Source organism: Citrobacter sp. Cf072, assembly GCF_030334485.1.
GTDB lineage: Bacteria > Pseudomonadota > Gammaproteobacteria > Enterobacterales > Enterobacteriaceae > Citrobacter > Citrobacter freundii.
The window spans coordinates 98,967-120,136 of record NZ_JAOWDX010000043.1 but is presented as its reverse complement, the minus strand read 5'-3'; the positions used below and the strand labels follow the sequence as shown (position 1 = coordinate 120,136).

Genomic DNA, 21,170 nt, shown 5'->3' with positions numbered 1-21,170 from the left:
TATTAATCGACTACAATTGCTACAACTACAGTGCACCGCTTTACGGTGAAATTGTGGATAAAGTGGGTCAGGATTGCGGGAAGTCATTGGCAATAGAGATGAATAAAGCCATGGCCGCTTCCCCAACCTCTGTGGATAACCTGTTCTTATAAATATGGAGTGATCATGACACCGCATGTGATGAAACGAGATGGCTGTAAAGTGCCGTTTAAATCAGAGCGCATCAAAGAAGCCATTCTGCGTGCAGCTAAAGCAGCGGGAGTCGATGACGCAGATTACTGTGCCACCGTCGCAGAAGTCGTTAGTAGCCAGATGAATGAGCGCAGCCAGGTCGATATCAACGAGATCCAGACAGCGGTAGAAAACCAGCTGATGTCTGGTCCGTACAAACAACTCGCCCGTGCGTACATCGAATATCGCCACGACCGTGATATACAGCGTGAAAAGCGTGGCCGTCTGAACCAGGAAATTCGTGGTCTGGTTGAGCAAACCAACTCTGCTCTGCTGAACGAAAACGCCAACAAAGACAGCAAAGTGATCCCGACCCAGCGTGACCTGCTGGCCGGTATCGTCGCCAAACACTATGCGCGTCAGCACCTGCTGCCGCGTGATGTCGTCCAGGCGCACGAGCGTGGTGATATTCACTATCACGATCTCGACTACTCTCCGTTCTTCCCAATGTTTAACTGCATGCTGATCGACCTGAAAGGCATGCTGACGCAGGGCTTTAAGATGGGTAACGCGGAGATTGAGCCGCCAAAATCCATCTCCACCGCTACGGCCGTCACCGCGCAAATTATCGCGCAGGTTGCCAGCCATATTTATGGCGGTACCACCATTAACCGTATTGACGAAGTTCTCGCACCATTCGTGACCGAGAGCTTTAACAAGCATCGCAAAACCGCTGAAGAGTGGCAGATCCCGGATGCCGACGGTTATGCGCATTCCCGTACCGAGAAAGAGTGCTACGACGCATTCCAGTCCCTCGAGTATGAAGTGAATACCCTGCATACCGCTAACGGCCAGACGCCGTTCGTCACCTTCGGTTTTGGCCTGGGAACCAGTTGGGAATCGCGTTTGATCCAGCAGTCCATTCTGCGTAACCGCATTGCGGGTCTCGGTAAAAATCGTAAAACCGCCGTGTTCCCGAAACTGGTGTTCGCCATTCGCGACGGCCTGAACCACAAGTTTGGCGATCCGAACTACGACATCAAACAGCTGGCGTTGGAGTGCGCAAGCAAGCGTATGTATCCGGACATCCTGAACTACGATCAGGTAGTGAAAGTGACCGGTTCGTTCAAAACGCCGATGGGCTGTCGCAGCTTCCTCGGCGTGTGGGAAAACGAGAACGGCGAACAGATTCACGACGGGCGTAACAACCTCGGCGTTATCAGCCTCAACCTGCCGCGTATCGCGCTGGAAGCCCACGGCGATGAAGCCACCTTCTGGAAACTGCTCGACGATCGACTGGTGCTGGCACGTAAAGCGCTGATGACCCGCATTGCGCGTCTGGAAGGCGTGAAAGCCCGCGTGGCGCCAATCCTGTATATGGAAGGTGCCTGCGGCGTGCGTCTGAAAGCGGACGATGACGTGTCAGAAATCTTTAAAAATGGCCGCGCGTCTATCTCGCTGGGTTACATCGGCATTCACGAAACCATTAACGCACTGTTTGGTGACAAACATCTGTACGACAGCGAGCAGCTTCGCGCCAAAGCTATCGCCATTGTCGAACGCCTGCGTCAGGCAGTCGATCAGTGGAAAGACGAGACCGGCTACGGCTTCAGCCTGTACAGCACGCCAAGCGAAAACCTGTGCGATCGTTTCTGTCGTCTGGATACCGCCGAGTTTGGTGTGGTGCCAGGCGTGACCGATAAAGGTTACTACACCAACAGCTTCCACCTCGACGTGGAGAAAAAGGTTAACCCGTACGACAAGATCGATTTCGAAGCGCCATACCCGCCGCTGGCGAGTGGAGGCTTCATTTGCTACGGCGAATACCCGAATATTCAGCACAACCTGAAAGCACTGGAAGACGTCTGGGATTACAGCTATCAGCACGTGCCGTATTACGGGACCAACACGCCAATTGATGAATGCTACGAGTGCGGCTTTACCGGTGAGTTCGAGTGCACCAGCAAAGGCTTTACCTGCCCGAAATGTGGTAACCACGACGCCGCGCGCGTGTCGGTCACCCGCCGCGTCTGCGGTTATTTAGGCAGCCCGGACGCCCGTCCGTTTAACGCCGGTAAGCAGGAAGAAGTGAAACGCCGCGTTAAGCATTTGGGTAACGGGCAGATAGGTTAATCCGCTGTTACGTTAATGCCCGGTGGCGCTGCGCTTACCGGGCCTACGGACCGCACNCGGGTAAGCGCAGCGCCACCCGGCATGGTTACAAGCTATGAACTTTCACCAATATTATCCCGTCGACATCGTTAACGGCCCCGGCACCCGCTGCACGCTGTTTGTGTCCGGGTGCGTGCATGAATGTCCCGGTTGCTATAACAAAAGCACCTGGCGGCTCAATTCCGGCAAGCCATTTACCAAAGAGATGGCAGACAAGATCATTGCCGATCTGAACGATACGCGAATCAAGCGTCAGGGGATCTCGCTCTCCGGTGGCGATCCGCTACATCCGCAAAACGTGCCGGAAATCCTGCAACTAGTGCAGCGCGTTCGCGCTGAGTGCCCCGGCAAAGATATCTGGGTGTGGACCGGCTACAAGCTCGATGAACTCAACGCCGCGCAAATGCAGGTGGTCGATCTCATCAACGTACTGGTCGATGGCAAATACGTGCAGGATCTTAAAGACCCGGCGCTGATCTGGCGCGGCAGCAGCAACCAGGTTGTACATCATTTGCGTTGATCGCTAAAGCCGTTTGTTTGCATCGAGATAAACGGCCGAATGCTCTCGCTTGCCGACCGCGACAACAAACACGGTCACAACCTCATCCCGAACCTGGTACACCAGACGATAGCCGGACGATTTAAGCTTAATTTTATAGCAATCTGGAAGACCGTTTAAACGGGCAGAGTCAATTCTGGGGTTCAACAACACGTCGGCCAACTTCTTCTTAAACTGAGCCTTCACCGTATCACCCAGTTTATGCCACTCTTTTAAGGCTCTCGGGTCGAATTCCAGTTCATAAGTCATCCAGACTAACCTTGATTCCTTTTTGCGGGCTGGCCAGCCTCTCCCGGACTGTCTGAATCAGTGTATCTTCGCTGTCGCTAACGGTGACGGTTTTCACTGGCATGCGCCCCGTTTCCGCGACGTACTGAAACAGTAATCGCACAGCTTCCGTTGGAGTAATGTTCAGTTTTTCCAGCACGGCATAAGCCTCATTTTTGAGTTTGTCATCCAGACGGACGTTCAGCGTGGCCATTATGCCTCCAGTAGAATCGAATGTGTAATGCAGTTTAGCATTACATACGCATTACATCGAATTCTGGATAACGCCTCTCAAAAACGACTGACACACTCCATGGCGACGGTTTTGAACTCGGTGAAATTCCGGCATGCGCAGAGCCGCGTCATGGCGCGCTCGCGCAGGAAGGTGACGAAAATATCGTAGATCGCCATCGCTTCTTCGTACTCGCTTTTACTGATGGCGAGCAGGAAGATCACGTGCGCCGTTTCATCGCCCCAGGCAATGCCCTGCGGGGCGAGGATAGTGTAAACCACCGTTTTCTTGGCCAGCAGACCGAGGGCGTGCGGCAGGGCAATGCTGTCACCCAGCATGGTGCTGACGATGGCCTCACGCTCAACCACTGAATCAAGGAACTCTGCGTCGACAAAACCTTCATCCTGCAACTGACGGCATAAGGTTTTGAACAACGTTTGTTGATCCATTGGCTCGTCAATTACACGAAAATGGGCGGCATCGAAGAATTTGTTCAACATCCACGGGCGGGTTCTGTCCACCAGCACCAGTTTGCCAATTTGTTCCAGTTGATAATCGGTCGGGAACGGCGCAATCATCGCTACAGGCTTATCTTTTTCACCGATCCGCGCGGTAGAGATGACAAAATCTTCGCTGATGCTTTCCCGCTGTTCGTAGTCACGCAGCGTGACGGTATCGACGATCTCTATCTGCGGATACTTACGCGCCAGCACCGCTTCAATCATCCGCGCCATCGCATTTCCGGCATCGCATACCAGCAGAACCTTCGGCTGTCTCTGGTAACCGATGTTGTAACTACGCTCCAGCCCGACGCCAATATGCAGCACGAGGAAGCCGATCTCATTTTCACTGATGGTGTACGGCGTATATTTTCCCCATCCCGAGACGGCGGCCAGCGTCATGTCCCACGCCATGGGGTAGTGCTGTTTAATATTTTCCAGCAGCGGATTGGGGATCATTATCTGGTAACGCACGCGGGTGATCATCGTCTTAATATGCGTCAGCAGATCAGCATGTAACTGTTTGTCATTCAACAGGTTGTAGTTGTACTGGGTGTTGATAAAACGCAGAATGTAATTGACCAACGCTTCGTCATCATCCGCATTGATAGCACTGGGCGCGATCTCTTGTACTTGGCGAGCAGCAATATGCACCTGTAGCCAGTTTTCTTCGGAAACGGAAAGCGGTTTGTCTGCCAGGCGGTGCAATACCGCCGCGATTTCCCGCGTGGCCAGGCACACCGATTGATCGGCCTCTTCTGCGGCAAAATCCGGGAGTGGATACCCTTCGCTAATCCGCCGTACCGCCACCGCGCAGTACAAGCGTAAAAACAGCTCGCCCTCATCGGTCAGACGAATATGGAAACGGGCAAAAATGTCCTGCAAAACGGGCTGTAGCTGCTCAGGGATCCCGGCATTCAGCGCTTCTTGCGTCACTAACGGGTGCTGCGGATCCTGCTGCGCCAGCGTCCACAGCAAATCGGTCAAACAGGCGCGGATCGCCATTTCGCTGCCGAACAGCTTCATGCCGTGACGGGGACGCGTTTCCAGCGTCAGATGATAACGTTGCAGATGCTCGCGCACCTCAGCCATATCGTTTTGCAGCGTCGCGCGGCTGATAAACCATTCATCAGCTAAATCTTCCAGCTTTAGCGAGAAAGCCGATGTCAGAAAACGCACCACCAGCCAGTGTATCCGTTCCTGGCTGGTTCGAGGGATGCGTAGCAACGCGTTGGGCTGCTGCGTTTGCAGGGTGTTATAACTTGCCGGGTCGTCAATTTTGAGCTGATAACCGTTACCCCGGCTGAGGACAAACTGTGCGCCGTACTGGGTGAGCAGCGCGTTTAGCGCGGTGATATCCGCCCGTACGGTGCGTGTGGAAACCGACAACCGCTGCGCCAGCTCGTCCTGTGGAAGCGCTTCGTTTTGCAACATGTCAAACAGCTGTGCTAAACGTTGGTTGGGAAATCGCACGTCAGTTTCCTCATCAGTCAGTTAGCCTACGCAGGCCCGGGTCATCGCCATCAGCTGGCGTACGTCATCCGGACGAGTGTTACCACTCACCTTATCAATAATCGAACTATAGATGTGAGGAATGATTTTACTCACTCCGGCATCGAGGGCAATCTGCAGGATTTCAGTGAAATTATCCAGATCGATACCGCCAGTTGGCTCCAGCCAGAAGTCATGACGGGCGCAGGCCTGCGCTACGGCAATGTACTCTTCACGGCATTTCAGGCCGCCCATCGGGAAGTATTTAATCGAGCTACCGCCCATATCTTTGAGCAGCGCAATCGCGGTTTCTACCGGCACAATACCGTCCGGCGTCTGGCTGCTCAGCGGACCGGTGGAGATTTTCACCCTGCCCGGCATGCCGGTTGGCGAGACCAGACCGTTGACTACTGTATCCTGCTGGCCCAGCAGCGCGCGACTGGTGGCCACGCCGGTAAAGACCTGATTAACATGCTGCGGCTGTACCTGACGGGAAATTTCACTGACCATCGCCGACTGGTTTGGGTCGCCTGCCCCCAATCCCACGGAGAGCGCATTGTCGATAAGCGCTGCGTATTCACGCATATCCGCTACTGCGCTTGCGACATCCGGGTAATTTTTTGACAACACACCAACCAGCACGTGTCCTTCCGCAGCCGCGTAAATATCCCGCGCATTTTCTTTGGAGCCTGCCAGCACGTTCAGGCAGACGCGGTCGCGATAAAAGTTAGGGGTCAGTTTCATACTTCTTTCTCCTGCGAAATCACTTCACCAATTCGACGGGCCACAATCTCCAGCTGCGCACGATCGACGCTGCGCACATCGGCTTCGATAATGCCTTCGTTAGCTTTGTAACCTCGGAAGTAAATCGCGTACTCGCCTTGTTTCAGGGCTTCAACCAGTTCGCCCGTGGCGATCCCGGTTACCGCTTCATCAAACTTAATTTCCGTGCGTGCGATGTCGCGCCCTGCGCTATCCCACACCACGCGGGCGCTCACGCCGTTAAGCTGGTTCAACGCATTAATGAACGGCGTCATTTTCTCGACCATCTCCGCGCCACTCTCTTTCTGCGCGTTCAGATACAGTTCGATGGCGCAGGTTAGGCCAAGAATTCCCTCTTTCCCCACCTTCATCGCCCGGCCAATTCCCGCCGTCTGGCGTTTCACCCACTCAACGTACTGGGTTTTACCTATCACCAGACCGCTGGTTGGTCCTTCAATCGCCTTCGCGCCACTATAAATAACCAGATCTGCGCCAACCCGGTAGTAGCATTGCAAATCTTCTTCCGCCGCCGCGTCCACGATCAGCGGCAGGTTATGCGTACGCGCCACCACCGCAGCCTGCTCCACGCTGAGCATACTTTTCTGGACGCAGTGGTGAGATTTGATATACAGAATGGCCGCCGTACGCGGTGTAATGGCCGCAGCCAGCTGCGCCGCGGAACATTCGTTGGCATAACCAGCCTCCACTAACTTACCGCCGCCAAGCGCCACCATGGTACCCACCGGAGCACCAAAGTTGACGTTGTGGCCTCTGGGCAGCACGATTTCGTTGTTCTCGATGGGCGTGACGTGCAGGTTCTCCAGCAGCCAGTCGCTGTCTTTAACCAATACGCCAGCCACCGACAGGGCGATCCCCGCCGAGGCGCAAGAGACAACGGTTGCCCCTTCCACTTCCAGCAATTTCGCGATGTAGTCGCCGGTTTTATTGACCAGATCTTTCATCTCGAAATAGTGGTTCATCCCCGCCATCGCCGCTTCAACCACTTCTGGTCGCGGCGTGGAAACGCCAAGCGCCGTCATGCGGCCGGAGGTATTAATCACCAGTTTTAAATCGTATTTCTCAAAAATCGAAGGCATGTTCCGCGCTCCCTTGTTCGGTCATATAGCCCTTGCCCGCACGTATTGCGGCAAGCGGCACCAGCAGTTGTTCAGCCTGCAGGCTGTCGTTTTCTGCATCTACCAGCACGGTTGGCTGGCGCTTAAGCGTAAAGAGGGTTAAATCAGCATCCAGACCGACCTGCAGTCGCCCCTTCTGTTTCAGGCGCAGGCCGTCGGCAGCATTGGCGGTAACGCACTCAATGACCTGCGGAAGCGACATCCCAATGGCGAGAAATTTCGACATCACATTCGCCAGAGAATGCACCGGGCCGCTGATACGGTTGCGACAGTAAATATCGGAACTGATGGTGTGTGGCAAAATCCCCAATTCAATAGCGCGTTTTGCCACCGCAAAGCTCAGGCTGGCGGTGCCATGCCCAACGTCCAGACGCACGCCGCGTGAAATCGCCCGCGTCACTGACGCCCGCAGCTCGCCTTGCGGCGTCAGAATGCGGTTCGGCTTACCGTTGTAGCAGTGGGTAATGATGTCACCCGCGCTCAGGCGCTCGGCGATCTCATCCAGGTCCGGCGGGTTGTTGCCGATGTGCACCATCAGCGGCAGGTCGCCGTTCTCTTTTTGCATCGCTTTGGCGCGCTCCAGCGGCATGATGCCATTTTCACCGACTACGCTGCTGCTCATACGTGCCTTCAGACCGACGATAAAATCAGGGTGGCGTTTCACCGCCTCTCGCACCGCATCAGCGTCAATATTGGCCATGTTGGCCAGCTCGTTCTGGGCGATAAGCCCAACGCGGGAGATATTCAGCAACGCATACACCTCGGTGGCAGCTTCCCGGGTCAGGGTGTAAAAATCGTCGATGTCATCCGCCCCGGTACTGCCCGCATCCACCACGGTAGTGACGCCGGTCGCAATACCGACGCTATCCGGCTGGTCGTGGTAAATCGGGGATTTCGGGTAGCAATGAACGTGGGAGTCAATCCAGCCTGCGCTGACGTAGCACTCGCCGCCCAGCTCAATGGTTTTCAGCGCCGGGCCATCAACGTCGCCCAACGCCGCGATCTTGCCGTCTTTGAGCGCAATATCGCTCACCGTATCGTCAACGAAGCGCGCACGGCGCAGGAGTAAATCAAACATCGCTCTCTCCTATGCCGGATGGCGGCGTAACCGCCTTATCCGGCCTGCAAATCAACAGTTAGCTAATGGCAATCGGGAAGATGGACCCGAGGATCATTGCCCCAAGAATCGCCCCGCCGGTAATCGGTTTTTGCCACAGATAAAACAGCAGCGCACCCGCCAGAGAACCGATTCCGATAGGAATAGAAGCCGTCATCGCGCTGAGGATAATCAACGGTCCGAGGAAGCGGCCGGAGGCGTTACCGGCCCCCATCATGACGTCCGCACCGTAGGTTGAATCACTCTGGTTGATGGTGAACTTACGCGCCAGAATGATGATGTAGCCAATCGCCAGACCAATCACCAGACCAGTGACCAGCGAGGCGGCAAAGTTGGCGACCGGGAAGATAATGCCCGCGCCCAGCAGCAGCGCCGGAACACCTAACCCAACCCCGGTCTGAATCGCCCCGCCGATATCCAGAATACCCACCAGCGAACCTTCAATGATGCGGGCAAACAGGAAGCTTGCGCCAAACGCCGCCACCGCCCCGTAGGAGCCGGTATCCATTCCCGCCTTCAGCATCGCCACAAAAGCCACTTCGTTAAATGCGCCAATACCGTACAGGTAGTACATGTGCGTTCCGGCAAATACGCCGGATGAGAGCAGGCCCACGAAGATCGGGAACGACCAGTCAGCGAACCAAAAACCTTTATTCTGTTCCATGATGACCTCCGTTATTTGCCGCTGAGCGAGTTGTGGATAAGTTCGAGCCAGTTAGGCACGGTCAGATGGAAGGATTCGATCATCTTCATGTCGAAACCGCGGAAGAAACCGCTCAGGACAAACAGCGCGACGATAGCTACCATCATCACTTTCGTGACGTGGTTCCAGCCGCTTTCTTCAACACCTTTGCCGATCAGAATGCCGAGCACCAGCCCCGGAACGGCGTTGCCCATGATCAGCTGCGCCGCGCCGCCAAAAACGGTGGCCCAGAAGCCGGATTTCTTACCGGCGTCGATCGCCGCCAGCCAGAAGATCACCGGCATCACGGTGTTAACCAGCAGGTTAGCCGCGGGCACCAGCACCTTGACGGCGGTAACCTGCAGCGCTTCCGGTACGGATGACGCAGTGAGGTTCAGGAAGGTCACTACGATCATCCCGATAACGCCGCAGGCAATTGCCATGCGCTTAGGATCGTGCAGCGTTTCACCGACGTTGCGATTTTTAATCATCAGCGCGGCGGCGCCCCAGTTGGGGATGATGCGATGGTCGACGTCCTGAGTGAACGCCCCCGCCGCAACGGAGGAAGCCCAGGCGTTAAAGAAGAAGCCCAGACCGAACGAGAAGTGAGAAGCCGGATCCCCTTCGCAGGAATTCAGTTCTCCAAGAGTACGAAACGCGCCCATTCCTTGAGTGGTAGGCGCATGAAACATGCGTGCAGCCCCAGCGCCGACACCAACGCCAACCAACGCGCCGATGATGAGCGATTTTATTAATATTATCAGGAACATAATTATGCCTTTTAATAGAAAATCAGCGTTGCGTAACGAAATCCACCTTGTCGAGATTGATGGCAGTCACGTTGACGGTCACGTCCAGCTCCACGCTGAAAGTGCGTCTTTCCCGGCGCAAAAAGAGGAATAAAAACGCCTCTTTACGCACCGATTCACGCGCTTGAACAACCTGCACATCCTGTGGCTCAATACGCAGTAAGATATGCGGCGACGCTTTCATCACCGCAGCCTGAACGTGGTTCAGGGCATCGGCAAAGGCGCGAGCTTTGGTCTCGCCCTTACCCGTGACTCTCACCGTGGTGGTGAATTGCTCTTTCATGCTTAAGCGCCGTGTTTCTTTTGCCAGGCCTGCACCAGGCGCTCGCCGAGCTCTTCTTTGTCCATAAAGCCGAATCCCAGTACGTTGCACCCTTCGTTGATGGCGGTTACCCCTTCATCGACCGAACGCATGCCGTATTTCGCCTTGTAGCCGTATTTGGTCTGCGCAGTAATCGCACCCGCACCACCGCTGCCGCAAAACGAGATACCAAAGGTGGCGTTTTCCGCCTTCATCACGTCACCCAGCTTCATATCTGCTGCAACACCCGGCACCACAACGGCACGGCCACCCGCTTTCTCTACGCCTGCCGCCACTTTCTGGCCTTTACCCAGACGATCGCCAATCACTACGGTAATCTGTTCCATCTTTTTCTCCTTAAAGGTTGTCTTTCGCGACTTCAAAGTGCACCGACAGCAGCCAGGCCTCTTCCTCAGGAAGATTGCCAAACTCGGCGACCACGTCGCGGGCAAGCGCCATTGACTCGGCAGATATTTCATCAAACAAGCTGGCATCGACTTCTGGTAAGGGTTCACCCGTTACCGAGCGGTGCGCCATGGCGCGAACATGCGACGTCAGCATCTGTTCCTGTACGGCGTTGGGAATAATGTTGCGTTCACGCAGCAAGGCATACACCTGCGCCAGCATGCGGTCGGCCAGTTCCACCGATTCCCCCATGTCATTCATTACAGCTCCGTTATTCACTCGTCTTACCCCGTTAATGTCTCTGAGGGTAAATTAGCGACGGAGGTTATAAGTTTGTAGCGAGTTGTTTTCCACTTCGAAGTGGAAAGGTGTGCAGCGATAGTGATCTGTGCCGCAAAAAGGGCTGGAACCACGATTTATCACCGGAAGAATGTGATTGAGATCGCAAGAGTGGGCAGCAAAATGGAAGGAAGTGCGAACAATGAATGGACGATAAAAATGAAAAAATGTGATGGGGATAGAGTTTACTTATGGGCGTGTAGTAGCGGGGGATTTTGTCCGGCCTACGGGTATGCAGGCCGGGTAGCGCAGATTAGCGGAACTTCTTGTGATTTTCGTTGCGCGTGGTTTTCAGCTCTTCCGCAACGGCTTTCGCCTCTTTAACTTTACCTTCGTTCGCCAGCTTCAGCGCGCCGTCAATCTGGCCGATCAGCGTGTCAAAGCCGTGGCGGAAATCTTTCATCTCCGGGCTGTCCGGGGATTTGTTTTCCAGCTTCGGCGGCGTACCTTTTTGCGCGTCCAGCGCGGCTGCACGCATTTTGGTTAACGCGTCTTTCAGTTCAGTCGCATTATCCGTTTTTTCGACAATTTTCAGGTTGTCGTTGAGGATCCCCATGTCATCTTCGAGATCGGCTGCAAACGCAGAAGAACCAAGAACCAGCGTTGAAGCCGCGACGATCGCTAACAGGTGTTTACGCATTGCTCACTTCCTTTTTTATTATTAAAAATTAACGCCTTAACGAGTATTACTGCCCGGCGATTTTCATCTCCGGTAACAATACCGAACCACATTGGATATTACTGCGCGTTTCAATATCGTTCCCCACGGTCACAATATTGCGCCACATCTCTTTTAAGTTACCGGCGATGGTAATTTCACTCACCGGATACTGAATTTCACCATTTTCGACCCAGAAGCCCGCCGCGCCGCGCGAGTAATCGCCGGTAATGCCGCTTACGCCCTGTCCCATCAGCTCAGTAACCACAAGACCTGTGCCCATCTCTTTGAGCAACTGCTCGAAGCTTAGACCTTGTCCCGGAATTCGCCAGTTGTGGATCCCGCCTGCATGACCAGTGCTCTTCAGCCCCAGCTTACGTGCGGAATAGTTGGTCAGCAGCCACTGAGTCAGCACGCCGTCTTTAATAATGTCGCGGCGTTCGGTCCGTACCCCTTCGCTGTCGAACGGCGACGACGCCAGTCCCTTCAGCAGGTGCGGATGTTCTTCAATAGTCAGCCATTCCGGCAGAATTTGTTTGCCCAGCGAATCCAGCAGGAAGGTGGATTTGCGGTACACAGAACCGCCGGCGATCGCGCCGACCAGGTGTCCGAACAGTCCGGTCGCCACTTCGTTGGCGAAAATCACCGGCGCTTTCATGGTGGACAGCTTACGCGGAGACAGGCGTGATAAGGTACGGCGAGCACAGTCAGCCCCCACCCACTCCGGCGTTTGCAGATCGCCCATCGCCCGGCCAATGGTGTAGGCGTAATCACGCTCCATATCACCATTTTCTTCCGCGATCACGCAGCTGGAAAGGGAATGACGCGTGGAGCAGTAGCCCTGCAGCATGCCGTGGCTGTTACCAAACACTTTGATGCCATAGTGGCTGTTAAAGCTGCCGCCTTCGGTATTGGTGATACGCTTATCAGCCTGCAGCGCCGCCTGTTCAGCACGAGCGGCCAGTTCGATGGCTTCATCAGGGGAAACTTCCGCCGGGTGGAACAGGTCCAGATCGGGCGCATCAAAGGCCAGCAGTTCTTTATCTGCCACGCCTGCGCACGGATCCGGCGAAGTGTAACGTGCAATGTCCAGCGCAGCCTGCACGGTGCGTGCAATCGCCTGCGGGCTTAAATCGGTGGACGATGCGCTGCCCTTACGGTTCTGGTGGTAAACCGTAATCCCCAGTGCACCATCGCTATTGAATTCGACGTTCTCCACTTCACCATAACGGGTGCTGACGCTAATACCCGTGGTCTTGCTCACAGCGACTTCCGCGCCATCCGACTTACCTGACGCTAATTCCAGTGCCGTCGAGACTGCTTCTTCCAGAATCTTACGCTGCGCTTCAACTTGTGAGATTACTTTCATCGCAAATGCCATAATGTAGAGAGAGTTTCTCTGAAGTCTAACAGAGAACCGTTTTTCAGTGCGCATCTTAACTGGTAACATTAGCCTCTTTTTTTAAGGAGCCTGAAATGACAAAGCAGCCCGAAGACTGGCTCGACGACGTTCCCGGTGATGACATCGAAGACGAAGACGATGAAATTATCTGGGTCAGTAAAAGTGAAATTAAACGCGATGCCGAGGAGTTAAAACGCCTGGGTGCGGAACTGGTTGATCTGGGGAAAAACGCGCTGGATAAGATCCCGCTTGATGCGGATTTACGTGCCGCCATTGAGCTGGCCCAGCGTATTAAGATGGAAGGACGTCGCCGCCAGTTGCAGTTGATTGGCAAAATGTTGCGCCAGCGCGATGTTGATCCTATCCGTCAGGCGCTGGACAAGCTGAAAAATCGTCACAACCAGCAGGTCGTTGTCTTCCATAAGCTGGAGCAACTGCGTGACCGTATGGTTGACGGTAGCGATGAAGCCATCGAAGAAGTGATGAATCTGTGGCCTGACGCCGACCGCCAGCAACTGCGTTCGCTGGTGCGTAACGCCAGGAAAGAAAAAGCGGGCAACAAGCCGCCAAAATCTTCCCGTCAGATCTTCCAGTATCTGCGTGAACTGGCGGAAAACGAAGCCTAACCTCTTCGTCTGCTGAAAGTGCCGGATGGCGGTGCAATCACCTTATCCGGCCTACAATCCGTTAACACGTTGTAGGCCCGGTAAGCGTAGCGCCACCGGGCATTTTTTTACTCTTCCGCTTCTGCCTGAGCTTTCTTCGCCAGGCCATCCAGCAGTTTTTGATGAATACCACCAAATCCGCCGTTGCTCATCACCAGAATGTGATCGCCTGGCTGCGCGGTTTTCACCACCATATCTGCCAGGGCATCCACATCGCCACTCCAGTGTGCCGGCTGAACGCAGGCTTCAGCGACTTCGGCTACCTGCCACGGAATATGCGGAGGTTGCAGCAGGAACACTTCGTCCGCACGGCCTAACGACGGCGCCAGATCGTCTTTGCACAGGCCCATTTTCATGGTGTTCGAGCGAGGCTCCAGCACTGCGATGATGCGCGCCGTACCGCCCACTTTACCGCGCAACGCCGCAAGCGTTGCCAGAATGGCCGTCGGGTGATGGGCAAAATCGTCATACACCGTCACGCCATTGGCTTCACCGCGCAGCTCAAGACGACGACGGGCGTTAATGAATGAACCGAGCGCATTAGCTGCATCTGCAGGCACGACGCCCACATGGCGCGCGGCCGCAATCGCCATCAGACCGTTATGCATATTGTGCTCGCCCACCAGGCCCCACTTCACTTCGCCGACTTTTTCACCGTCCAGCCACACTTCCCACTCAGAAGCATCGGTGGTCAGTTTTTTCGCCTGCCAGTGACCTTGTTCGCCCACCAGCTCTTGTTCGCTCCAGCAGCCCATCGCCATCGTCTGTTTCAGATTGATGTCGTTTTCCGGGTAGATGATGCGTCCCTGGCCCGGCACGATACGTACCAGGTGATGGAACTGTTTCTGGATCGCTTTCAAATCGTCAAAGATGTCCGCGTGATCGAACTCAAGGTTGTTGAGGATCAGCGTACGCGGGCAGTAATGCACGAATTTAGAACGCTTGTCGAAGAACGCGCAGTCGTACTCATCTGCTTCAATCACGAAGAAGTCGCTTTCGCCCAGACGCGCAGAAACCTCGAAGTTACCCGGTACGCCGCCGATCACAAAGCCAGGCTTATAGCCGCAGGCTTCGAGGATCCAGGTCGCCATTCCGGCGGTAGTGGTTTTGCCGTGCGTACCCGCAACCGCCAGTACCCAGCGGTCGCGCAATACAAAGTCATGCAGCCACTGCGGGCCAGACATGAACGGAATGTTCTTCTCGAGAACCGCTTCCACGCACGGATTACCACGGGTCATGGCATTGCCGATGATCACTAAGTCCGGCTGCGGGTCGAGCTGGCTGGCATCGTAACCCTGAATCAGATCAATGCCTTGCTTCTCAAGTAAGGTACTCATCGGCGGATACACATTGGCGTCCGAACCGGTTACTTCATGACCGAGCGAGCGCGCCAGCATCGCCAGACCGCCCATGAAAGTGCCACAAATTCCCAAAATATGAATGCGCATACGTCACTATCCTTTTTTAATCTGGGGGCCATTTTACGCACATGTCCGGCAAGTGAGAAACGCATTTCAGGATATTCCGCAGTTTGCTGGCGCGATTCACCTAAGCGCAACAATGGAAATATTTGTTAATATTGTTGCGGTCGCTTTACTCCACATAAATTGCAGGGAAAGTGTTATGAAAACGTTAGGTGAATTTATTGTCGAAAAGCAGCACGAGTTTTCTCATGCTACCGGTGAACTCACTGCTTTGTTGTCGGCAATAAAGCTGGGCGCCAAGATCATCCACCGCGATATCAACAAGGCCGGTCTGGTCGATATCCTGGGTGCCAGCGGTGCTGAGAACGTGCAGGGAGAGGTTCAGCAAAAACTCGATCTGTTCGCGAACGAAAAACTGAAAGCTGCACTGAAGGCGCGCGACATTGTGGCGGGCATTGCCTCGGAAGAAGAAGATGAAATCGTCGTCTTTGAAGGCTGTGAACACGCTAAATACGTTGTGCTAATGGATCCGCTGGATGGCTCATCCAACATCGATGTTAACGTCTCTGTCGGTACGATTTTCTCTATTTACCGCCGCGTAACCCCAGTCGGTACTCCGGTCACGGAAGAGGATTTCCTGCAACCGGGCAACAAGCAGGTTGCTGCAGGTTACGTGGTTTATGGTTCTTCCACCATGCTGGTGTACACCACCGGCTGTGGCGTGCACGCCTTCACCTACGATCCTTCTCTGGGCGTATTCTGCCTCAGCCAGGAACGTATGCGCTTCCCGGCGAAAGGCAGCACGTACTCCATTAACGAAGGTAACTACATCAAATTCCCGAACGGCGTGAAGAAGTACATTAAATTCTGCCAGGAAGAAGATAAGTCAACCCAGCGCCCGTACACCTCGCGCTACATTGGCTCTCTGGTTGCTGACTTCCATCGCAATCTGCTGAAAGGCGGGATCTACCTGTACCCAAGCACCGCCAGCCACCCGGAAGGGAAACTGCGTCTGCTGTATGAATGCAACCCAATGGCCCTGCTGGCCGAGCAAGCGGGCGGCAAGGCGAGCGACGGTAAAAATCGTATTCTGGATATCATCCCGGAAAGCCTGCACCAGCGCCGCTCCTTCTTCGTGGGTAACGACCATATGGTTGAAGATGTAGAACGCTTTATCCGCGAGTTCCCGGACGCGTAAGCGCAACATCCGGCCTACAGCACGTTGCAGGCCGGATAAGCGAAGTGCCATCCGGCACAATACGGTGATATTGCCGGATGGCGGCGTAAACGCCTTTATCCGGCCTACGCACAGTTACGCTGTCTGTAGCTTAAATACGGCCATTGCTTCGATTAGCGCTGAAGACTGTTCTTCCAGCGAGCGGGTAGCCGCTGACGACTGCTGTACCAGCGCCGCATTTTGCTGCGCCGTTTCATCCATCTGAATCACCGCAATATTCACCTGCTCTATGCCGCGACTCTGTTCCTGGGACGCACTGGCAATTTCACGCATTAGTTTGGTCATGCGCATGACTTCATTGGCAATCTCATCCATGGTTTCGCCCGCCTGCTGCGCCAGCTCACTACCTTCCCCTACGTGGGTGTGTGAATCACTGATTAACGTGCGGATCTCTTTGGCCGCCTCGGCGCTGCGGCTGGCCAGATTACGTACTTCACCTGCAACAACCGCAAAGCCCCGCCCCTGCTCACCGGCGCGCGCCGCTTCAACGGAAGCGTTGAGCGCCAGGATATTGGTCTGGAAAGCAATACCGTCGATTACGCTGAGGATGTCGGCGATTCGGCTGGAGCTGCCAGAAATATCGCGCATTTTCTCGATCACATAGCACACCATTTCGCTACCGCGATCGGCGGTATCCGACACCGATTTTGCCAGTTGGTGAGCCTGTTCCGCGTTCTGCGCATTCTGTTTCACCGTCGCCGTGAGTTCTTCCATGCTGGCGGCGGTCTGCTCCAGTGAAGTGGCTGTCGATTCAGTGCGTTGCGCCAGATGCTGGTTCCCGGCCGTCAGTTCACGACTGCCAATATCAATTTGCGAACTGGCATCGCGTACGCGTTGTACCGAGTCGCCCAGCGCATGGCGCATGTCATCCATTGCCGCGTTCAGTCGGTTGAATTCAGCGCTGGCCGACAGCGTGGTAACCGGTGATAAATCCCCCGTCGCCAGACGTTCCAGTTGCTCAACCATATTATCCAGCGGTTTGAGAAACTTATTTCGCAGCATAAACCAAATAACCGCCAGCAATGCGATAGCAGCCAACATCGCAGCGCTCATAATACCGTGATAAATCAATGATGTAATGACACGCGTCGAGGCATATAGCCCCATACCACCGGTCAGTAACAGAAGGAAAGTCAGCAAAGACAATAACACCAACAAACTTGATCGAATTGAAAGGGATTTTGGCATCGTTATATTTCCGGTTGTAGGGTTAAAACAGACCTGTACAGAACCTATCGACTACAACCGGAAAAAGTTTAGGTATTTAAATGTTTTGTGCAAAATCAGGATGTTACTTTGGTGTTGCCGCCGTACCCACTCGGGTAACCGGCGAGCTTTGACGATTTTCCCAAAGCACCGTCAGACCGCGTTGTAACGCTATAAAAATAAACAATAAAATGCCAATCGCGATCTTCGTCCACCAGGAACTTAATGTGCCATCAAAATTAATGTAGGTCTGGATTAACCCCTGAATGGCGACGCCAAACAACGTACCCAACACCGTTCCCACGCCGCCGCTTAGCAGCGTTCCGCCAATCACCACTGAGGCAATCGCATCCAGCTCAACGCCAACGCCCGCCAGCGCATAACCCGCCTGGGTGTAAATGGAAAACACAATGCCGGCAAGCGTCGCCAGCCCGGTAGACAGCATATAAATGCGGATCGTTGTGCTGCGAGTAGAAATGCCCATCAGGTTAGCAGAGGTGGCGTTGCCGCCAATGGCGTAAACCTGATTACCAAAGCGCGTACGGTGCGCAAGGAAGATGCCAATCACCACCACGCCCAGCATTAACAACCCCATCGCGCTCAGGCGACCGCCGCCAGGAATTTTCCATGCCAGACTTGAGAGCGTGTCATAAATCGGATGGTTAATTGGGATCGACTCTTCAGAGACCAGATAGCTGACGCCGCGCAGGAAAAACATTCCCGCCAGCGTAATAATGAATGCTGGGATCTTCAGCGCATCAATCAGTAACCCCATAAACGCGCCAAACGCACAGCCCATCAGCAAAATCAGGGGGAACGCCAGCAGCGGGGAAATACCCCAATAGCCAATGGCCTTCGCCAAAAATACACCGGTAAACGCGATCACCGAGCCAACGGAAAGGTCGATCCCGCCAGAGAGGATCACGAAGGTCATGCCCACGGCAATAATCCCTAAAAAAGCGTTATCGGTCAGGATATTGCAAATCACCCGGGTGGAAGCAAAAGCTGGAAACTGCGTCAGGCAGTAAAGGTAGCCCAGCACAAACACGCCGAGGGTGATCATCAGCGGTAAATTACGTTTTATCATGACCACGCACTCCTTTTATCAGGCTGATAAAGCGTTGTGATTGCACGACCAGCACACACAACACCACCACGGCTTTGACCACCTGATTCAGTTCCGGCTGGAAGCCCGACAGCAAAATCCCGGTGTTCATGCCCTGAATAATCAACGCGCCTACCACCGACAGCAGCAGGTTAAAGCGCCCGCCCATTAGCGAGCCACCACCGATGACTACCGCCAGGATGGCATCCAGTTCCAGCCATAATCCGGCGTTATTGGCGTCTGCCCCGCGGATATCCGCCGTGACGATAATGCCAGCGATAGCCGCGCACAGGCCGCTCAGCACATAGGTGAGCATCACGATAATGCGGGTGTTCACCCCAGCGTTTTTTGCCGCACGAATGTTGATACCCACCGCTTCGATAAACATACCCAGCGCCGTTTTCCGCGTCAGCAGCCAGAACACCACCAGCGTGAGCAGTGCAATAATTACCGGCGTAGGGAACAGTAAGAGCGAGCCGCTACCAAACCACGACAGCTCGGGCGAGTTGAAAGTGACGATTTGCCCGGAAGTGATAAGCTGCGCCACTCCACGCCCGGCCACCATCAGGATTAGCGTGGCGACAAACGGTTGGATCTTGAGTATGGCCACCAGAATCCCATTCCACAGCCCAGCCAGAATGCCGGAGCCTAAGGCGGCAAGCAGCACCACCGGTAGACTGTGCCCGGCCACCGTCATCGCCGCAGTAGTGGCGCCAGCAATAGCCATGACGGCCCCCACGGAAAGGTCGATGCCGCCGGTGGCAATCACCAGCGTCATACCAATCGCCAACAGCGCCACGGGAGCGGCGCGGTTGAGAATATCAATCGGGCTACCAAACAGCCGACCATCCTGCAAAATCACCTGGTAGAAGTGCGGGGCGACCAGGCTATCCACCAGCAGCACCAGCAGTAGCGCCACCAGTTGTGGCATCCCCTTTGGCCAACGGAACCGCCGTTTAGGCGGATTGGATTGAGGGAGAGATTGAGGCATCACCATAGTCTCCTTAGGCCGCAATGGCGTTCATGATCGCCGGTACGGACAGTTCAGCCAGTGGGATCTCGGCCACTTGTTTGCGATCGCGCATAATAATGACCCGATCGGCATAGCCCACTAACTCTTCCAGTTCGGATGAGATGACCAGCAGCGCCAGACCATCCGCGCACAGCGTTTCGATCAGGCGGATAATCTCCGCATGCGCGCCGACGTCGATCCCACGCGTGGGTTCATCGAGGATCAGGAACTGCGGTTTGGTCAGTAACCAGCGCGAGAGCAATACTTTTTGCTGATTGCCGCCGGAGAGAAACTCGATCGGCTGTTCAGCGTTGGGGGTGCGAATTCCGAGCTGGCGGATAAAACGCTCGGCAATCTCGTTTTGTTCTTTCCGTGGGATAGGCCGCAGCCAGCCGCGCTGCGCCTGCAATGCCAAAATGATGTTTTCCCGCACCGAAGCGGCGGCAATAATGCCATCCGTTTTGCGATCCTCCGGACAGAAACCGATCCCCAGACACGAAGCCTGATGCGGCGATCGCAAGGTCTGCGGTTTGCCTTTGATCAGCGCTCTTCCGCTGTCGGCGGGTTTAATACCGAAGATCACCTCTGCCGTTTCCGTTCGCCCGGATCCCAGCAGCCCTGCGAGGCCGACGATCTCACCGGGACGCACCTGTAGATCAAACGGCGCGATGGTGCCTTTTTTGCCAAAGTCGCTAAAGGCCGCCACCGGCTTATCGCTAAGCAATGTGCGTCCCGCACGCTGTAGCGCATGGGTATCCAGTTCTCTACCCAGCATCATTTTGACCAGTTCAATTTGCGGTAATTCCCGGGTTTCACGGCAGCCAACGAAGCCGCCGTTACGTAGAACGGTGATGCGATCGCTGACCTGATAAACCTGATCAAGGAAATGAGTGACGAAGATCAGGCTGACGCCCCGATCGCGCAGATGACGCATCAGGCCGAACAGCATTTCAACTTCCTGGGTATCGAGGCTGGCGGTCGGCTCATCGAGGATCAGCACTTTCGCGGAGAGATCAATCGCCCGACAGATGGCGACGATTTGTTGCATCGCCACGGAAAAGCGGTTCAGCGGCTCACGCACGTCAAGGGAAAAACCGTATGACGCCATCAGCTCCGTCGCGCGTTTTTCCATCTGCTTGCGCTGAAGCAGGCCAAAACGCCGCGGCTCACGACCAATAAATAAGTTATCGGCAACCGACATATTGGGCAGCAGGTTCACTTCCTGGTACACGGTGCCAATCCCCAGTTGCTGGGCATGGGCGGTGTTTTTGGGGGAGATCGGTTGGCCTTCGAGCCAGATAGTGCCGCGATCTGCATGGTAAACGCCGGTCAGCGCTTTGATGAGCGTCGATTTGCCGGCTCCGTTTTCCCCCAGCAGCGCCATAATTTCACCGCGACGCAAGCTGAAATCCACGTTATCCAACGCTTTGACGCCGGGAAAGAATTTGCTTAATCCTTCGGTGCGGAGGATTTCCTGATGTTGGTCGGTGGTCATGATTCCCCCTGCATCACGCCGGA

The 21,170-nt window shown here is 54.8% G+C and carries 22 protein-coding genes; 4 read left to right on the top strand and 18 right to left on the bottom strand.

The window, feature by feature from the left end:
* Positions 1-165: 165 nt before the first annotated feature.
* Together nrdD and nrdG are read left to right on the top strand one after the other, a co-directional pair.
* Complete coding sequence (gene nrdD, locus OGX66_RS08610) at positions 166-2,304, top strand: anaerobic ribonucleoside-triphosphate reductase (RefSeq protein ID WP_003844922.1); 2,139 nt, start codon at positions 166-168, stop codon at positions 2,302-2,304.
* A 94-nt stretch (positions 2,305-2,398) separates the two neighbouring features.
* Positions 2,399-2,863, top strand: coding sequence for an anaerobic ribonucleoside-triphosphate reductase-activating protein (nrdG, locus tag OGX66_RS08605; protein WP_088902792.1), 465 nt, complete (start codon positions 2,399-2,401; stop codon positions 2,861-2,863).
* A 3-nt stretch (positions 2,864-2,866) separates the two neighbouring features.
* Here nrdG and OGX66_RS08600 read toward each other — a convergent pair whose 3' ends face one another.
* The 13 genes from OGX66_RS08600 to pmbA all read right to left on the bottom strand — a co-directional run bounded on the left by OGX66_RS08600 (position 2,867) and on the right by pmbA (position 12,982).
* Positions 2,867-3,151 carry a type II toxin-antitoxin system RelE family toxin gene (locus OGX66_RS08600; RefSeq protein WP_003839578.1) on the bottom strand — a complete coding sequence of 95 codons (285 nt, stop codon included), beginning with the start codon at positions 3,149-3,151 and terminating at the stop codon, positions 2,867-2,869.
* A complete protein-coding gene (locus OGX66_RS08595; RefSeq protein WP_003839576.1) occupies positions 3,141-3,383 on the bottom strand; it encodes a type II toxin-antitoxin system RelB/DinJ family antitoxin in 243 nt (80 codons plus the stop codon). The genes OGX66_RS08600 and OGX66_RS08595 overlap by 11 nt, the downstream gene beginning before the upstream one ends.
* Positions 3,384-3,460: 77 nt before the next feature.
* Entirely contained in the window at positions 3,461-5,374 is a 1,914-nt protein-coding gene (locus OGX66_RS08590; protein ID WP_061548941.1) for a BglG family transcription antiterminator, read from the bottom strand.
* A 21-nt stretch (positions 5,375-5,395) separates the two neighbouring features.
* Positions 5,396-6,136: a 2-dehydro-3-deoxy-phosphogluconate aldolase gene (dagF, locus tag OGX66_RS08585; RefSeq protein WP_003025772.1), complete on the bottom strand. Its 741-nt coding sequence runs from the start codon at positions 6,134-6,136 to the stop codon at positions 5,396-5,398.
* The gene (locus tag OGX66_RS08580) at positions 6,133-7,251 is read right to left on the bottom strand and encodes a DgaE family pyridoxal phosphate-dependent ammonia lyase (protein WP_044713096.1); all 1,119 of its coding nucleotides are present in this window, start codon (positions 7,249-7,251) and stop codon (positions 6,133-6,135) included. Before OGX66_RS08580 ends, dagF begins: the two co-directional genes overlap by 4 nt.
* A complete protein-coding gene (locus OGX66_RS08575; protein WP_270924626.1) occupies positions 7,235-8,368 on the bottom strand; it encodes an amidohydrolase/deacetylase family metallohydrolase in 1,134 nt (377 codons plus the stop codon). The genes OGX66_RS08580 and OGX66_RS08575 overlap by 17 nt, the downstream gene beginning before the upstream one ends.
* A gap of 58 nt (positions 8,369-8,426) precedes the next feature.
* Positions 8,427-9,071, bottom strand: coding sequence for a DUF4310 family protein (locus OGX66_RS08570; protein WP_003830379.1), 645 nt, complete (start codon positions 9,069-9,071; stop codon positions 8,427-8,429).
* 11 nt (positions 9,072-9,082) lie between these two features.
* Positions 9,083-9,859, bottom strand: a complete 777-nt coding sequence (locus OGX66_RS08565; protein ID WP_003025764.1) for a DUF4311 domain-containing protein — start codon at positions 9,857-9,859, stop codon at positions 9,083-9,085.
* Positions 9,860-9,881: 22 nt separating this feature from the next.
* The gene (locus tag OGX66_RS08560) at positions 9,882-10,181 is read right to left on the bottom strand and encodes a DUF4312 family protein (protein ID WP_003025762.1); all 300 of its coding nucleotides are present in this window, start codon (positions 10,179-10,181) and stop codon (positions 9,882-9,884) included.
* Between the two features lie 2 nt (positions 10,182-10,183).
* Positions 10,184-10,546: an SFCGS family glycine-rich protein gene (locus OGX66_RS08555; RefSeq protein WP_003830384.1), complete on the bottom strand. Its 363-nt coding sequence runs from the start codon at positions 10,544-10,546 to the stop codon at positions 10,184-10,186.
* Between the two features lie 10 nt (positions 10,547-10,556).
* Complete coding sequence (locus OGX66_RS08550; protein ID WP_003025758.1) at positions 10,557-10,865, bottom strand: glycine dehydrogenase; 309 nt, start codon at positions 10,863-10,865, stop codon at positions 10,557-10,559.
* A gap of 331 nt (positions 10,866-11,196) precedes the next feature.
* On the bottom strand, positions 11,197-11,583 hold the full coding sequence (cybC, locus tag OGX66_RS08545; RefSeq protein WP_003025756.1) for a cytochrome b562: 387 nt from the start codon (positions 11,581-11,583) through the stop codon (positions 11,197-11,199).
* Between the two features lie 46 nt (positions 11,584-11,629).
* Positions 11,630-12,982 carry a metalloprotease PmbA gene (gene pmbA / locus OGX66_RS08540; protein WP_003830385.1) on the bottom strand — a complete coding sequence of 451 codons (1,353 nt, stop codon included), beginning with the start codon at positions 12,980-12,982 and terminating at the stop codon, positions 11,630-11,632.
* 95 nt (positions 12,983-13,077) lie between these two features.
* Here pmbA and yjgA point away from each other — a divergent pair, with 95 nt between their 5' ends.
* Positions 13,078-13,629: a ribosome biogenesis factor YjgA gene (gene yjgA / locus OGX66_RS08535; protein WP_003025750.1), complete on the top strand. Its 552-nt coding sequence runs from the start codon at positions 13,078-13,080 to the stop codon at positions 13,627-13,629.
* 107 nt (positions 13,630-13,736) lie between these two features.
* Here the strand turns inward: yjgA and mpl are convergent, their stop codons facing one another.
* Positions 13,737-15,116 (bottom strand): UDP-N-acetylmuramate:L-alanyl-gamma-D-glutamyl-meso-diaminopimelate ligase, encoded by a 1,380-nt coding sequence (mpl, locus tag OGX66_RS08530; RefSeq protein ID WP_003844936.1) that lies wholly within the window; start codon positions 15,114-15,116, stop codon positions 13,737-13,739.
* Positions 15,117-15,291: 175 nt separating this feature from the next.
* On the opposite strand from mpl, the gene fbp reads away from it, so the two are divergent.
* Positions 15,292-16,290, top strand: coding sequence for a class 1 fructose-bisphosphatase (gene fbp, locus OGX66_RS08525; protein ID WP_003025742.1), 999 nt, complete (start codon positions 15,292-15,294; stop codon positions 16,288-16,290).
* A 114-nt stretch (positions 16,291-16,404) separates the two neighbouring features.
* Here the strand turns inward: fbp and OGX66_RS08520 are convergent, their stop codons facing one another.
* From OGX66_RS08520 to ytfR, 4 genes are all read right to left on the bottom strand, one after another.
* The gene (locus tag OGX66_RS08520; RefSeq protein WP_003839560.1) at positions 16,405-17,517 is read right to left on the bottom strand and encodes a methyl-accepting chemotaxis protein; all 1,113 of its coding nucleotides are present in this window, start codon (positions 17,515-17,517) and stop codon (positions 16,405-16,407) included.
* 103 nt (positions 17,518-17,620) lie between these two features.
* Complete coding sequence (gene yjfF / locus OGX66_RS08515) at positions 17,621-18,622, bottom strand: galactofuranose ABC transporter, permease protein YjfF (protein ID WP_003025736.1); 1,002 nt, start codon at positions 18,620-18,622, stop codon at positions 17,621-17,623.
* Complete coding sequence (gene ytfT / locus OGX66_RS08510) at positions 18,609-19,631, bottom strand: galactofuranose ABC transporter, ATP-binding protein YtfT (protein WP_008323019.1); 1,023 nt, start codon at positions 19,629-19,631, stop codon at positions 18,609-18,611. The genes yjfF and ytfT overlap by 14 nt, the downstream gene beginning before the upstream one ends.
* A gap of 13 nt (positions 19,632-19,644) precedes the next feature.
* Positions 19,645-21,147, bottom strand: a complete 1,503-nt coding sequence (ytfR, locus tag OGX66_RS08505; RefSeq protein ID WP_003839558.1) for a galactofuranose ABC transporter, ATP-binding protein YtfR — start codon at positions 21,145-21,147, stop codon at positions 19,645-19,647.
* Between the last annotated feature and the right edge of the window lie 23 nt (positions 21,148-21,170).

Coding starts and splice junctions, on each gene's coding strand:
- nrdD (WP_003844922.1), top strand. CDS start 166: ATGACACCGCATGTGATGAAACGAGATGGCTGTAAAGTGCCGTTTAAA.
- nrdG (WP_088902792.1), top strand. CDS start 2,399: ATGAACTTTCACCAATATTATCCCGTCGACATCGTTAACGGCCCCGGC.
- OGX66_RS08600 (WP_003839578.1), bottom strand. CDS start 3,151: ATGACTTATGAACTGGAATTCGACCCGAGAGCCTTAAAAGAGTGGCAT.
- OGX66_RS08595 (WP_003839576.1), bottom strand. CDS start 3,383: ATGGCCACGCTGAACGTCCGTCTGGATGACAAACTCAAAAATGAGGCT.
- dagF (WP_003025772.1), bottom strand. CDS start 6,136: ATGAAACTGACCCCTAACTTTTATCGCGACCGCGTCTGCCTGAACGTG.
- OGX66_RS08580 (WP_044713096.1), bottom strand. CDS start 7,251: ATGCCTTCGATTTTTGAGAAATACGATTTAAAACTGGTGATTAATACC.
- OGX66_RS08575 (WP_270924626.1), bottom strand. CDS start 8,368: ATGTTTGATTTACTCCTGCGCCGTGCGCGCTTCGTTGACGATACGGTG.
- OGX66_RS08570 (WP_003830379.1), bottom strand. CDS start 9,071: ATGGAACAGAATAAAGGTTTTTGGTTCGCTGACTGGTCGTTCCCGATC.
- OGX66_RS08565 (WP_003025764.1), bottom strand. CDS start 9,859: ATGTTCCTGATAATATTAATAAAATCGCTCATCATCGGCGCGTTGGTT.
- OGX66_RS08560 (WP_003025762.1), bottom strand. CDS start 10,181: ATGAAAGAGCAATTCACCACCACGGTGAGAGTCACGGGTAAGGGCGAG.
- OGX66_RS08555 (WP_003830384.1), bottom strand. CDS start 10,546: ATGGAACAGATTACCGTAGTGATTGGCGATCGTCTGGGTAAAGGCCAG.
- OGX66_RS08550 (WP_003025758.1), bottom strand. CDS start 10,865: ATGAATGACATGGGGGAATCGGTGGAACTGGCCGACCGCATGCTGGCG.
- cybC (WP_003025756.1), bottom strand. CDS start 11,583: ATGCGTAAACACCTGTTAGCGATCGTCGCGGCTTCAACGCTGGTTCTT.
- pmbA (WP_003830385.1), bottom strand. CDS start 12,982: ATGGCATTTGCGATGAAAGTAATCTCACAAGTTGAAGCGCAGCGTAAG.
- yjgA (WP_003025750.1), top strand. CDS start 13,078: ATGACAAAGCAGCCCGAAGACTGGCTCGACGACGTTCCCGGTGATGAC.
- mpl (WP_003844936.1), bottom strand. CDS start 15,116: ATGCGCATTCATATTTTGGGAATTTGTGGCACTTTCATGGGCGGTCTG.
- fbp (WP_003025742.1), top strand. CDS start 15,292: ATGAAAACGTTAGGTGAATTTATTGTCGAAAAGCAGCACGAGTTTTCT.
- OGX66_RS08520 (WP_003839560.1), bottom strand. CDS start 17,517: ATGCCAAAATCCCTTTCAATTCGATCAAGTTTGTTGGTGTTATTGTCT.
- yjfF (WP_003025736.1), bottom strand. CDS start 18,622: ATGATAAAACGTAATTTACCGCTGATGATCACCCTCGGCGTGTTTGTG.
- ytfT (WP_008323019.1), bottom strand. CDS start 19,631: ATGCCTCAATCTCTCCCTCAATCCAATCCGCCTAAACGGCGGTTCCGT.
- ytfR (WP_003839558.1), bottom strand. CDS start 21,147: ATGACCACCGACCAACATCAGGAAATCCTCCGCACCGAAGGATTAAGC.